Genomic DNA, 12,947 nt, shown 5'->3' with positions numbered 1-12,947 from the left:
GACCGGAAAGAAGGGCGCATGTCGCCGACGGTCGCCCGCCCCCAAGATCGCTCCGTGCCGAGGCTCGAAGTCCCCGGACCGACGGCCCTTCCGCCGCGCGAGGCTCCGTGACCGCGCCTGTTTCGCCAGAGCAGATCGAGGCGCTTTTCACCCGGTCTGACGGCAGCTTCGTCTGCGCGCGCTGGGGCCGGCCGGTGGTCCCGATCGTCTTCGGCGTCGAGGACAGGACGCTGATGACGCTCAAGGGCGCGATCGAGGCGGTGGTCGTGCTGGCCGATCACAAGATGGCCGAGACCGACCCCGAGCTCGGCGCCAACCTGATGATGTTCTTCTGCCGCGACTGGGAAGAGCTCCTGGGCGTGCCGGACCTCGACCGGCTGATCGACGGCCTGGCACCGCTCGTCCAGAAGCTGAGCGAGAGCGGCGCGAACCAGTACCGGGTCTTCCGCTTCGACCAGGCGGGCGCGATCCGGGCCTGCTTCGTCTTCCTGCGCATGGACGCGGAACTGTCGCAGCTTCCCGCCGCCACCCTGGCGCTGGGGCAGGCGGCGCAGTCGATCCTGCTATGGTCCGACCGCGCCTTCACGGAGAGCTCGCCGCTGGGCCTGCTCGACGGCCAGGCCGTCCTCAAGCCCGAGATCGCGGCGGTCATACGCGCCGCCTACGATCCCGTCCTGCCTGCGGTCGCCCACGACCCGAGCCACGCGCTGAGGATCTACGCGCGGATGCAGGCGCAATGACCCACCGCTTCACCTGCCGGGTCTACTACGAGGACACCGACCTCGCCGGGATCGTGTATCACGCGAACTACCTGAAATTCATCGAGCGGGCGCGGACGGAGTGGGTGCGTGAGCTCGGTGTGGACCAGGGACGGCTGAAGGCCGAGGAGGGGCTCGTCTTCGTGGTCCGGCGGATCGACGCGGAGTACCTGCGGCCGGCGAAGTTCGACGATGTCCTCGCGGTCGAGACCGAGGTCGCCGTGCTCGGCGGCTCGCGGCTGGAGCTCGACCAGCGGGTCCTGCGGGAGAGCGAGCGGCTGTTCGCCGCCCGGGTGACGCTGGTGGCGGTGGGCGAGGACGGTCGGCCCCGGCGGCTCCCCGCGACGCTGCGGGAGCGGCTGGCGACCTGAGACGCGAGGGGCCGGTCCCAGGTCTTCCGGCAAACTTTCGCTTCTCCCGCGAGATACGCGGTCGTGAACTTGATGCGCGTGGATTTCGCCCCGGACATGGTATATCCGGGCCAAGACCCCCCCGGGACGGATCCGTCCCAGTCAAAGAAGGGGGCAGGCGGATACGGGCAGGCAGATGGAAGCAGCTACCGATTTCTCGATGTGGGCGCTCTTCGCCCGCGCGACTCTCACCGTCAAGTTCGTGATGCTGATCCTGATCGCGGCATCGATCTGGTGCTGGGCGGTCATCGTGGACAAGTGGATCCAGTACAAGTCGGCCCGGCGCGAGGCGAACCGCTTCGACCGGTCGTTCTGGTCGGGCGAGCCGCTGGACGAGCTGTTCGACGAGATCGGCCCCGAGCCGAAGGGCCAGTCGCAGAGGATCTTCGCCGCGGGCATGATCGAGTGGCGCCGGTCGCACCGGCAGGACGGGGCGTTGATCCCGGGCGCGGCCTCGCGGATCGAGCGTTCGATGGACGTGGCGATCGCCAAGGAGGCGGCCAAGTTGCAGCGCGGGCTTCCGGTGCTTGCGACCGTCGGCTCGACCGCGCCCTTCATCGGCCTCTTCGGCACGGTCTGGGGCATCATGAACGCCTTCATCGAGATCGCCGAGCAGCAGAACACCAACCTCGCCGTCGTGGCCCCCGGCATCGCCGAGGCGCTGCTGGCGACGGGCCTGGGCCTGCTCGCGGCGATCCCGGCGGTGATCTTCTACAACAAGCTCTCCTCGGACGCCGACAGCATCATCGCGGGCTACGAGGCCTTCGCCGACGAATTCTCGACCATCCTCTCGCGCCAGCTGGATTCCTGACATGGGCGCAGGGGTGATGAAATCGAGCGGGGACGGGGGCGGCAAGCGACGCCGCAGGTCGCGCCGCACCCAGCCGATGTCCGAGATCAACGTGACGCCCTTCGTCGACGTCATGCTGGTTCTGCTCATCATCTTCATGGTGGCCGCGCCGCTGCTGACGGTGGGCGTGCCGGTGCAGCTGCCCGAGACGGCGGCCAACGCCCTGCCGACCGAGCAGGAAGAGCCGCTGACGGTGACGCTCACCGCGGAGGGCGGGCTGCAGATCCAGACCACGGACGTGGAGCGGGAGGAGTTCATCACCCGGCTGCGCGCCATCGCGGAAGAGCGAGAGGGCGACCGGGTCTTCCTGCGCGCCGACGGGGCCAACGCCTGGAACCAGGTGGCCGAGATCATGGGCGCGCTCAACGCGGCGGGGTTCGACAACATCGGCCTGGTCACGGACATCGGCGGCCCGCGGCTCGACGGAACGGACGGCTGATCAGACATGACGCCCGGAGGCTACATATCCGGCGCGGGCCACGCGGGGCTCCTGCTGTGGCTCGTCATGGGTTGGGGCCTCGCCTCCGAACCGCTCGAGTTCGACGTGATGGACGTGTCGGTCGTTTCCTCCGAGGAGTTCGAGGCGATGCGCTCCGCCAGTACGCCCGAGCCGGAGACGGAGCAGGAGGCGGTGGCGCCCGCGCCCGAGGTCGAGGCCGCGCCCGAGGCGCCGGCCGAGCCGGAGCCCGCCGCTCCCGAACCCGAGCCTGCGCCCGAGCCTGAGCCTGTGCCCGAACCGGAGCCCGAGCCCGAGCCGGCCCCGCCGCCGGAACCTGAGCCCGAGCCCGAGCCTGAGCCGCAGCCCGAACCGGAGGCTCAGCCGGAGCCCGCCGTTCCGCAGATCGTCGAGGACCCGACGCTCGAGGAGAGCCCGCGCCCCACGCCGCGCCCCTCCGAGCGCGTCTCGTCCGAGGCCGCCCCCGCGCCGCCGGAGGACGTGACCGTCGCCGAGGAGGCGCAGGAGCAGGCCGCCGAGTCCGAGGCTCCGCCCGAAGAGGTGGTCGAGGAGCCGCAGGAAGAGACCGCGCCGGAGGAGGCCGCGACCGAGATCGTGACCGAGGCCGAAGAGCCCGCCGCCTCTGCCCCGCTCGCCTCGCTTCGCCCGCAGGCGCGCCCGAACCGTCCCGCGCCGCCGGAGCCCGCGCCCGAGACAGAGCCCACGACGACCACGGCGAGCTCCGAGGCCGCCGAGGAGCCCGAGCCGCCGGAGGTCGAGGAGGATGCCGTCGACGCCGCCGTCGAGGCCGCGCTCGCCGGTGCCGCCGAAGCCACCGCGCCCGAGGCGCCCTCCGGCCCGCCGCTCACCGGCTCCGAGCAGGAGGGCTTCCGCGTCGCGGTGCAGGCCTGCTGGAACGTTGACGCGGGCTCCGAGGCCGCGCGGATCGCCGTCACCGTGGGCTTCTCGCTCGACCGGAATGGCCGGGTCGAGGGCTCTGTGCGCCAGATCTCGGCCGACGACGGGCCGCAGGCTGCGGTCAACGCGGCCTTCGAGGCCGCCCGGCGCGCGGTCCTGCGCTGCCAGAATGCGAACGGCCGGTCGGGCTACGACCTGCCGGAAGAGAAATACGGCCAATGGCGGGATGTGGAGATGACCTTCGACGCCCGCACGCCGTACTGAGGGGAGCAGCGATGCAGATCGGCATCTGTCCGACCCGATCCGCCCGGCCCACCGGAACCGCGCCCGGCGGCACCGCTTACTGCCCCGACTCGGTGAATTCCTGCCGTAACGGCCCCACGACGATTGCAACCCGGACCCTGCCGGAGAATATGAACCCATGACACGCCAAGCCCTCTTCGCCCCGTTCCTCGCGGTTCTCCTGATGCTGGCGGCGCTCGCCGCGCAGGCGCAGGACGGGCCGCTGCGCCTGACCATCACCGATCCGAACGTCGAGCCCTTGCCCTTCGCCGTGCCGACCTTCGAGGCCGAGACGCCCGGGGCGGAGCAGCTCGCCGCCGACATCACCGAGGTGATCGCCGCCGACCTCACCGGCACTGGCGTCTTCCGCCGCATCCCGGCGGAGGCCTTCGTCTCCAGCATCGAGAGCTTCGCCCAGCCGGTCGCCTATACCGACTGGCGGACGATCAACGCCCAGGCGCTCATCACCGGCGCGGTGGCCGTGAACGGCAACCAGGTGACGGTGAAGTTCCGCCTCTACGACGTCTTCTCGGGGCAGGAGCTGGGCTCGGGCCAGCAGCTCTCGGGCACCACCGACGGCTGGCGGCGCATGGCACACAAGGTGGCCGACCAGGTCTATTCCCGGATCACCGGCGAAGGCGGCTATTTCGACAGCCGCGTGGTCTTCGTGGCCGAGACCGGCCCCAAGGCGGACCGGCGCAAGCGGCTGGCGATCATGGATTACGACGGCGCCAACGTTCAGTACCTGACCGACAGCTCCTCCATCGTGCTGGCGCCGCGGTTCTCGCCGAACGGCGACCGGGTGATCTACACCAGCTGGGACTCCGGCTTCCCGCGGATCTACGCGCTCGACGTGGGCACGGTGACGCGGCAGGCGCTGCCGGTGATCGACGGCGAGATGGCCTTCTCGCCGCGCTTCTCGCGCGACGGGCGGTCGGTGATCTACTCGATCTCCAACGGCGGAAACACCGACATCTACCGCACCGACGTGCCCACCGGGCAGCACCAGCGGCTGACCTCCGCGCCCTCGATCGAGACCGCGCCCTCGCTCTCGCCCGATGGCAGCCAGATCGTCTTCGAGAGCGACCGCTCCGGCAGCCAGCAGATCTACGTGATGCCCGCCTCCGGCGGCGAGCCGCGGCGGATCAGCTTCGGCGAGGGGCGCTACGGCTCCCCGGTCTGGTCGCCGCGCGGCGACCTCATCGCCTTCACCAAGCAGAACGCGGGGCGGTTTCACATCGGCGTGATGCGCACCGACGGCTCCGAGGAGCGGCTGCTCACCTCGTCCTTCCTGGACGAGAGCCCGACGTGGTCGCCGAACGGGCGCGTGCTCATGTTCACCCGTGAAACGCAGGGCGAGACCGGTGCGCCGTCGATCTACTCGGTCGACGTCTCGGGCCGGAACCTGCAGCGGGTCCAGACCCCGGCCGGTGCGTCCGACCCGTCGTGGGGACCGCTGCAACCCTGATGCACCGGTGCGCCAACTGTGTTACCAAGCGGAAAATCGAGCATTGAGAGCGAACGCATGATGTCTTTGAAGCGACTGATCCCCGGCCTCCTCCTCGTCGCGGCCGTGGCCGTCTCGGGCTGCGCCAACCGCAACGCGGGCGCCGGTGTGGGTGCCGACGTGAACGCCGCGCCCTCGGTCAACGTCACCCCGGGCGGGGCCTCCGACCCGAACTCGCCGCAGTACTTCCAGCAGACGATCGGGGACCGTGTGCTCTTCGAGGTGGACCAGCACACGCTGACCGCCGCAGCCCAGCAGACGCTGAACGGTCAGGCACAGTGGCTGCAGTCGAACCCCGACTACACCGCCGTCATCGAGGGCCACGCCGACGAGCAGGGCACGCGGGAATACAACCTCGCCCTCGGCTCGCGCCGGGCGCAGTCGGTGCGGGAATACCTGGTCAGCCAGGGCATCTCGGCGAACCGCCTGCAGACCGTCACCTTCGGCAAGGAGCGGCCCATCGCCGTCTGCTCGGAGGAGAGCTGCTACGCCCGCAACCGCCGTGCGGTCACGGTCATCGCCGCCGGTGCCCTGAGCTGAGGAGGTGACGATGCGCCGCCTGATCGCCGCCGCGCTCCTGGCCGCGCTGCCCCTCGGCGCCGCCGGGCAGGAGCAGGGCCAGGACCAGACTCTCGCCGACATCCGGCAGCAGCTGACCGTCCTCTACCAGGAAATCCAGTCGCTGCGGACGGAGCTTTCGACCACCGGCTTCCCGCAGGTGGACACCGGCGCGGGATCCGTGCTCGAGCGCGTCAACGCGATGGAGGCGGAGCTGCAGCGGCTCACCTCCAAGACCGAGGAGCTGGAGTTCCGCATCGACCGGGTGACCCGCGAGGGGACCAACCGGATCGGCGACCTGGAATTCCGGCTCTGCGAGCTGGAAGAGGGATGCGATATCGGCAGCCTCGGCGATACGCCGACGCTGGGCGGCGTGGATGCAGCCGAGAACCTGCCCGAGCCGGCAGAACCCCAGGATCAGGGCCCCGCGCTGGCCGTCGGTGAACAGCGCGACTTCGAGCGGGCGCAGGAGGCGCTCGCCAACGGTGACTTTCGCAGCGCCGCTGACCTCTTTGCGGCCCATGTCGAGACCTACCCCGGCGGACCGCTGAGCGCCCGCGCCCACTACCTGCGGGGCGACGCGCTGGAATCGCTGGGAGAGCTCCAGGAGGCCGCACGGTCGTACCTGACGGCCTTCAGCGACTATCCCGACAGCGAGATCGCGCCGGACGCGCTCTACAAGCTGGGCACCACCCTCGGCAGTCTCGGGCAGACCCAGGAGGCCTGCGTGACACTGACCGAGGTGAGCAACCGCTTCCCGGCCTCCGAGGCGGCCCTTGACGTAGGCCAGGCGCGCGCGCAGCTCGCCTGTCAGTGAGGGCGCGCCCGTGAGCCTCGACCAGAGGTTCGCCGAGGCGATGGGGGCCCTGACCGGGCCCGACTTTCCGACCGAGATCGGCCTCGCCGTCTCCGGCGGCGGCGACAGCATGGCGATGCTGCACCTCGCCGCCGGCTGGGCGCGGGTCTGGGGGATCGGCCTGCGGGTCGTGACCGTGGACCACGGGCTCCGCCCCGCCGCCGCCGCGGAGGCCGCGATGGTCGCCGACGAGGCCGCGGGGCTGGGTTTGCCGCACGACATTCTCCGCTGGGAGTGGGACGGGCAGGGCAACCTGATGGACGCCGCCCGCCGCGCCCGGCTCGACCTGATCGGCGAATGGCGCGGCACGGTCCGGCATGTCTGCTTCGGGCATACCTCCGATGACGTGGCCGAGACCTTTTTGCTGCGGCTGAAGCGTGGCTCCGGGGTCGAGGGCCTCGCGGCGATGCCCGCATCGCGGCACATAGGGGAGTGGCTTGTGCTTCGGCCGCTGCTCGAGGTCTCGCGCGCGGAGCTGAGGCACTACCTCAAGGTCCTGCGCATCCCCTATGCCGAGGACCCGACGAACTCGGACCCCGCCTACGACCGCGCGCGCATCCGGGCCCTTCTCGATCCGCTGGAGGCCGAGGGGCTGGGCCGGGAGACACTCGTCGCCACGGCCCGGAGGCTGGCGCGGGCGCGGGAGGCACTCACGGCGCGGGCGCTGTCCGTGTTGACCGAGGTCGAGGTGAGCATGCCCCCGACGTCGGCCGCGGGGGCGGTGGTCTGGGACCGCGACCGGTTCGCGGCGGTGGAAACCGACACCCAGATGCGCTGCCTGGCGGCGGCGCTGCAATATGTCGCGCAGGCCGAATACCGGCCCCGCGCCTCCGCCCTCGAGGACGCGCTGGACCGTATTCTCTCGGGCGGAACGATCACCCTGCACGGCTGCCAGGCCATGGCGCGCGGCGGGCGGTTGCTCGTATTCCGCGAGTATGCGGCGGTGCGCGACCTGCGCGAGACGGCGGGGCCCGAAAGCCTCTGGGACGGGCGCTGGCGGATTTCGGGCCCGGAAATCAACGACCTGGAAATCCGGGCCCTGGGTCCAGAGGGGCTGCGCCAGGCGGCGCCGGAGGACCGCGCAGGTTGTCCCGCGGCCCTGCTCCACGCCTTGCCCTCGGTCTGGGACGGGGACCGCCTCGTGGCCTGCGCCGCGCTCGGTCACGGGCCGGCCCATCGGGCAGAGCTGTGCTCCGCCCGCCCCGGTGGTCAGCGGGGCGTGGCCGGCTGGCTTCAATCGCATTGAAGTAGCCGCCCCAACCCTTATCTTAAGGCAAAGCCGGACTGAGGAGGTCCGGCGACGCTATTCACGGGAGCTATCCTTGGGCAACGCGCGCAACCTGGCCTTCTGGGTCGTCCTCTTCCTGCTGATCCTCGCCCTCTTCAACCTGTTCTCGGGCGGACAGGGCACCATGCAGTCGACCTCTCGGAACTACTCCGACTTCGTGCAGTCGGTGCAGAACGACGGCGTGAGCTCCGTCACCATCGACGGCGAGCAGATCCGCTACCGCGGCACGGACGGCCGCGACTACGTGACGATCAAGCCGGAAGACGCCGAGGTCACCCAGCTCCTGCTCGAGAACGACATTCCCGTCGACGCGCGCCCGCAGGAGCAGTCGGGCTTCACGACCTTCCTCGTGGGGCTTCTGCCCTTCCTGCTGCTGATCGGCGTCTGGATCTACTTCATGAACCGGATGCAGGGCGGCGGGCGCGGCGGCGCCATGGGCTTCGGCAAGTCCAAGGCCAAGCTCCTGACCGAGAAGCATGGCCGCGTCACCTTCGACGAGGTCGCGGGCATCGACGAGGCGAAGGACGAGCTGGAAGAGATCGTCGAGTTCCTGCGCAATCCGCAGAAGTTCTCGCGCCTCGGCGGCAAGATTCCCAAGGGCGCGCTCCTCGTGGGCCCTCCGGGCACCGGTAAGACGCTGCTCGCGCGCGCCATCGCGGGCGAGGCGGGCGTGCCCTTCTTCACCATCTCCGGCTCCGACTTCGTCGAGATGTTCGTGGGTGTCGGCGCAAGCCGTGTCCGCGACATGTTCGAGCAGGCGAAGAAGAACGCGCCCTGCATCGTCTTCATCGACGAGATCGACGCCGTGGGCCGCTCGCGTGGCGTCGGCTACGGCGGCGGCAACGACGAGCGTGAGCAGACGCTGAACCAGCTGCTTGTGGAGATGGACGGCTTCGAGGCGAACGAGGGTATCATCATCGTCGCGGCGACCAACCGCCCCGACGTGCTCGACCCCGCGCTGCTGCGTCCGGGCCGCTTCGACCGGCAGGTCCAGGTGCCGAACCCCGACATCAAGGGCCGCGAGAAGATCCTCGGCGTCCACGCCCGCAAGGTGCCACTCGGCCCCGACGTGGATCTGCGCATTATCGCACGCGGCACGCCCGGCTTCTCCGGCGCCGACCTCGCCAACCTCGTGAACGAGGCGGCGCTGATGGCGGCCCGCGTCGGTCGGCGCTTCGTCACGATGGTCGATTTCGAGAACGCCAAGGACAAGGTGATGATGGGCTCGGAACGGCGGTCCATGGTCATGACCGACGAGGAAAAGCAGCTGACGGCCTACCACGAGGCCGGGCACGCCGTCGTCGGCCTGAACGTCCCGCAGCACGACCCGGTGCACAAGGCGACGATCATCCCGCGCGGCCGCGCGCTGGGTCTCGTGCTATCGCTGCCCGAGCGCGACCAGCTCTCGGTGACGCTGACAAAGTACAAGTCGAAGATCGCCATGGCGATGGGCGGCCGGGTGGCCGAGGAGCTGAAGTTCGGCAAGGACAACGTGACCTCCGGCGCCGCCTCGGACATCCAGCAGGTCTCCAAGATCGCGCGCGCGATGGTGACCCAGTTCGGCTTCGCCGAGGAGCTGGGCTACGTCGACTACGCGAACGAGCAGCAGAGCTATCTGGGTGCCTATGGCGGCGGCACGGCGCACTCCGAGGAGATGCAGAAGCGGATCGACGCCAAGGTGAAGGAAATCATCGACGAGGGTTACGAGGTCGCCAAGCGCATCCTCACCGAGAAGCGCGATGAGTGGGAGCGTCTGGCCCAGGGCCTTCTCGAGTACGAGACGCTGACCGGCTCCGAGATCACCAAGGTCATCAACGGCGAGCCGCTCGACCGGTCCGACGACGCCGACGATACGCCGCCCTCCGGCGGCTCCTCGATCACGGCGATCCCGAAGACCAACAAGCCGAAGAAGCCGCGCGGCGACGGCGGGTTCGAGCCCGAGCCGACCTGAGGCCTCCTGAGCTACGAATGCTAGCGGCGCGACGGCCCCCGTCGCGCCGTTTTTCGTTCAGAGCAGCCGCCACCAGCCCCTGACGCCATCCCGCTCTTCCGGCAGCCCGACGTCACGCCGCAGGTGGTCGTTCGACGGGGCGCGGTCGGCGAGCCTCCGATGCAGTCGGGCAAGAAGAAGTGTCATCATGGTGGGCCTCCGTCATTTCTCTCGACCCGTGGATGCGCCTTTTTTATAAGTATCTGAAACGAATTGACGTCACCGCGAGGTATGACGGTTTTTCATGGTGCATGACCTTCTGCCGCCGCTGCAATGCCTCCGCGCCTTCCTCGCCGTGGCCGAGCAGCGCAATTTCACCCGCGCGGGCGAGGTGTTGGGCCTGACCCAGACCGCCGTGAGCCACCAGATCGCCAAGCTGGAGGATTGGGCGGGAACGCCGCTGTTCCGCCGCGCACCGTCCGGAGTCACCCTGACCGCCGCAGGGGCCCGGCTCCATCCGCAGGTCGAGGCGGGGCTCGCCGCCCTGCGGGCGGGCTTCGCCGAGCTGCGGGAAGAACCGGAGGTCGCGGAAATTTCCGTCGCCACCACGCCGGAGCTCGGCACCCAGTGGCTCGGGCCGCGGCTGGAGCGTTACCTGACCTTGGTCCCCGACGTGCGGATCCGCATGGGCGTAGGCCACCGCCGCCCGGACTTGAGAACCAGCAGCGATGACATGTCCGTATGGCCGGCCCCGGGCGGGCGCGGTCTCGTCTCCTATCCGCTGGGACTCGAGGAAGAGTTCGTCGTCTGCGCGCCCGAGGTCTCGGAGCGCCTGCCGGAACGGCACGGGCTCTGGGCCGCGCCGCTGCTGCGCCATGCCGGCTCGCGGCAGACGGTGCTGGACTGGGAACGGTGGTATGACCAGGTCGTACCCGACGACCCGCGCGTCCTGCCCTTCGAGGATTGCACCTTCGGCCCGACCTACGAGACCTTCGCCGAGATGATCGCTGCCTGCATCGAGGGGGAGGGGCTGGCCCTGGTCCGCACCTCCCTGGTTCACGACGAGATCGAGCGCGGCCGCCTCGTGCGCGCCTTTTCCGAGATCGCGCCCTCGGACCTCCAGTACCACGTCACCCTCTCGCCCGAAGCGGCGCGGCGGCCGGAGGTCGTGGCCTTCGCCGACTGGCTGCGGCGGGAGGCGGGCTGACCCTTGCTTTGGCCCGGTCGCAGCGGAATAGTCGCTGCCGAAGGAGACCGACATGGCCGCGCTGACCCCCACCGAGATCTACGGCACCGTCACCTGGCTGGGACGGGTGACGGACCGCGACACCCGCGAGATCAGCGCCGAGGCGTTCGACGAGATGCCGCTGACGCTTGCAGGCTTCGAGGGCGAGCATCACGCCGGGCTGACGCGACCCTCCTGCAGCCGGGTGCTCGACCTCTACCCGCGCGACACCGAGATCCGGAACACCCGCCAGCTCTCCATCGTCTCCGCCGAGGAGCTCGCCGAGATCGGGCGGGTGCTGGGGCTGGAGAGCCTCGATCCGGCCTGGCTCGGGGCCTCGGTGGTCGTGGAAGGCATTCCCGACTTCAGTCACGTCCCGCCCAACGCGCGCCTGCAGGCCGAGAATGGGACCACGCTCACGGTCGACCTGCAAAACGGTCCATGCCAGTTCCCGGCGATGACGATCGAGCGCGCCATGCCGGGGCACGGCAAGGCCTTCAAGCCCGCCGCCGAGGGCCGCCGCGGCGTGACCGCCTGGGTCGAGCGCGAGGGCGTCCTGCGCTTGGGGGACCGGCTGCGGCTGTTCGTTCCCGCGCAGCGGAACTGGGCCCCGCAAGAGGCGCCGGCGCGGATGCCCGAAGCGGCGCGATGACCGGATGAAAGACGCCCGCCGCGGCGAGGCCGGGCGGGCGCGAGGGACAGGCGGTGACCGCCGGCCCGGGACTGACGTCCAGTCTTACGAGCGCTGGTAGAAGAAGTAGTAGATCACCGGAACGCCCGCGTCCGTGGACATGCCGGCCTCACCGGCGGCATCGGCCGCGGCGCTGCTCCGGCTCTCGGACGCCTGGTTGAACTCCTCCTGAGAGATCGAGCCGTCGGCGTTCGCGTCCATCGCGTCGAAGCGCTGGTTGATCTCTTCAGCGTCGACTTCAAGCACGTCGGACCGGTTCAGGTACTCTTCCTGGCTGAGGGCGTCGTTGCCGTCCGCATCCGTGGTCTCGAAGGTGTAGGCCGCGCGGGAGGCGAACTCTTCGGCGCTCAGGTCCGAGGCGCTCTCGCCTTCACCGAGGAAGATGAAGGGCTTGGCCCAATCCTCGTTCGGCTCGACGCTGTCGTCGTCGGGCGAGGCGAGGATGTTCTCCTCGTAGGCCGTGTTCGCCGCCGACATGAAGTCGTCGCGGCTCATCTCCTCGTCGGTCATCTGCGTGGAGCTCGTGGCCTGGGCGCTCTCGGTGGCATCACCGGTGGTCTCGGCATCGTTGAGCGCCTCCGCGCTCTCCGAGGCGTCTTCCTCGTTCACGCCGGTGTTGTCACCTGCCTCGAGGGTGTCCTCCTCGGAGGTCTCAAGCTCCTCTGCCATGCCCTCGGTGTCCGAGGCGCTCGCCTGGTCGGAGCTGCCGCTGTCGTCGGGCACCACCGGCTCGGCGGCTTCCGGGCCGATACCCGGCCACACGTCGCCCATCATCGAGGCGGCGGCGCGGTTCTGGTCGGGCCCCCAGGTCTCGCCGATCTTCTCGATGTTGGCTTCCTGGGCCATGGTCTCGCAGTTGGCGAATTCCTCGCGGGTAATCGTTCCGTCCTGATTGGCATCGATCTGCTCGTAGACGGCGTTGCGCATCTCCTGCAGCTCGCTGTCGCTGAGCTGCGCGTCGGCGTTCTGGTCACCGGCATAGAAGGCGTTCTGGCAGTAGTCTCCGAGCTCGGCGGTGCCGTCCTGGGCAAAGGCCGCGGGGGCCATGCCGGCGGCGGCGAGGGCGAAGACGGAAAGGGTCGTACGGGTCATTTGGCTCCTCCAAGTGACAGGGGTCCCCGTCCCCATACGGCGACTCAAGATCACACCCCCGTCCCCGGTTCCCCGCTTCCAGCCGCGACGGTCCCGCGCCCGAGAGTGTCGCAATCGCCCGCGTGCGCTGCAGGCTTCTCTCCTAT

General features: G+C 69.8%; 14 protein-coding genes. 12 read left to right on the top strand and 2 right to left on the bottom strand.

The genetic code is table 11. The annotated features are described in order from the left end of the window. Positions 1–107 precede the first annotated feature (107 nt). The 10 genes from F3S47_RS03315 to ftsH all read left to right on the top strand — a co-directional run bounded on the left by F3S47_RS03315 (position 108) and on the right by ftsH (position 9,814). On the top strand, positions 108–740 hold the full coding sequence (locus F3S47_RS03315; protein WP_150443776.1) for a hypothetical protein: 633 nt from the start codon (positions 108–110) through the stop codon (positions 738–740). Next, a complete protein-coding gene (gene ybgC / locus F3S47_RS03310) occupies positions 737–1,129 on the top strand; it encodes a tol-pal system-associated acyl-CoA thioesterase (RefSeq protein WP_150443775.1) in 393 nt (130 codons plus the stop codon). Before F3S47_RS03315 ends, ybgC begins: the two co-directional genes overlap by 4 nt. Positions 1,130–1,304: 175 nt before the next feature. Further along, the gene (gene tolQ / locus F3S47_RS03305) at positions 1,305–1,979 is read left to right on the top strand and encodes a protein TolQ (RefSeq protein ID WP_150443774.1); all 675 of its coding nucleotides are present in this window, start codon (positions 1,305–1,307) and stop codon (positions 1,977–1,979) included. 1 nt (position 1,980) lies between these two features. After that, entirely contained in the window at positions 1,981–2,457 is a 477-nt protein-coding gene (locus F3S47_RS03300; protein WP_150443773.1) for an ExbD/TolR family protein, read from the top strand. Positions 2,458–2,463: 6 nt separating this feature from the next. Next, positions 2,464–3,636 carry a hypothetical protein gene (locus F3S47_RS19280; protein WP_191090061.1) on the top strand — a complete coding sequence of 391 codons (1,173 nt, stop codon included), beginning with the start codon at positions 2,464–2,466 and terminating at the stop codon, positions 3,634–3,636. A 157-nt stretch (positions 3,637–3,793) separates the two neighbouring features. After that, positions 3,794–5,122 (top strand): Tol-Pal system beta propeller repeat protein TolB, encoded by a 1,329-nt coding sequence (gene tolB / locus F3S47_RS03285; protein ID WP_150443771.1) that lies wholly within the window; start codon positions 3,794–3,796, stop codon positions 5,120–5,122. Positions 5,123–5,188: 66 nt separating this feature from the next. Beyond that, positions 5,189–5,701: a peptidoglycan-associated lipoprotein Pal gene (gene pal / locus F3S47_RS03280; RefSeq protein ID WP_150444204.1), complete on the top strand. Its 513-nt coding sequence runs from the start codon at positions 5,189–5,191 to the stop codon at positions 5,699–5,701. Positions 5,702–5,711: 10 nt separating this feature from the next. Continuing rightward, entirely contained in the window at positions 5,712–6,536 is an 825-nt protein-coding gene (ybgF, locus tag F3S47_RS03275; RefSeq protein WP_150443770.1) for a tol-pal system protein YbgF, read from the top strand. 10 nt (positions 6,537–6,546) lie between these two features. Beyond that, positions 6,547–7,821 carry a tRNA lysidine(34) synthetase TilS gene (gene tilS, locus F3S47_RS03270; RefSeq protein ID WP_223877699.1) on the top strand — a complete coding sequence of 425 codons (1,275 nt, stop codon included), beginning with the start codon at positions 6,547–6,549 and terminating at the stop codon, positions 7,819–7,821. A 76-nt stretch (positions 7,822–7,897) separates the two neighbouring features. Next, complete coding sequence (ftsH, locus tag F3S47_RS03265; protein WP_150443769.1) at positions 7,898–9,814, top strand: ATP-dependent zinc metalloprotease FtsH; 1,917 nt, start codon at positions 7,898–7,900, stop codon at positions 9,812–9,814. 57 nt (positions 9,815–9,871) lie between these two features. Here ftsH and F3S47_RS19630 read toward each other — a convergent pair whose 3' ends face one another. Then, positions 9,872–10,003: a hypothetical protein gene (locus tag F3S47_RS19630; protein WP_263405967.1), complete on the bottom strand. Its 132-nt coding sequence runs from the start codon at positions 10,001–10,003 to the stop codon at positions 9,872–9,874. Positions 10,004–10,097: 94 nt separating this feature from the next. Here F3S47_RS19630 and F3S47_RS03260 point away from each other — a divergent pair, with 94 nt between their 5' ends. After that, entirely contained in the window at positions 10,098–11,000 is a 903-nt protein-coding gene (locus F3S47_RS03260) for a LysR family transcriptional regulator (protein ID WP_150443768.1), read from the top strand. Between the two features lie 52 nt (positions 11,001–11,052). Further along, on the top strand, positions 11,053–11,670 hold the full coding sequence (locus F3S47_RS03255; RefSeq protein WP_150443767.1) for an MOSC domain-containing protein: 618 nt from the start codon (positions 11,053–11,055) through the stop codon (positions 11,668–11,670). A gap of 84 nt (positions 11,671–11,754) precedes the next feature. Here the strand turns inward: F3S47_RS03255 and F3S47_RS03250 are convergent, their stop codons facing one another. Next, on the bottom strand, positions 11,755–12,801 hold the full coding sequence (locus F3S47_RS03250) for an EF-hand domain-containing protein (protein ID WP_191090059.1): 1,047 nt from the start codon (positions 12,799–12,801) through the stop codon (positions 11,755–11,757). Positions 12,802–12,947: the final 146 nt, after the last annotated feature.

The sequence above is a fragment of the Histidinibacterium aquaticum genome, assembly GCF_008710275.1.
GTDB lineage: Bacteria > Pseudomonadota > Alphaproteobacteria > Rhodobacterales > Rhodobacteraceae > Oceanicola > Oceanicola aquaticus.
This window is presented reverse-complemented; position numbering and strand designations above follow the sequence as displayed.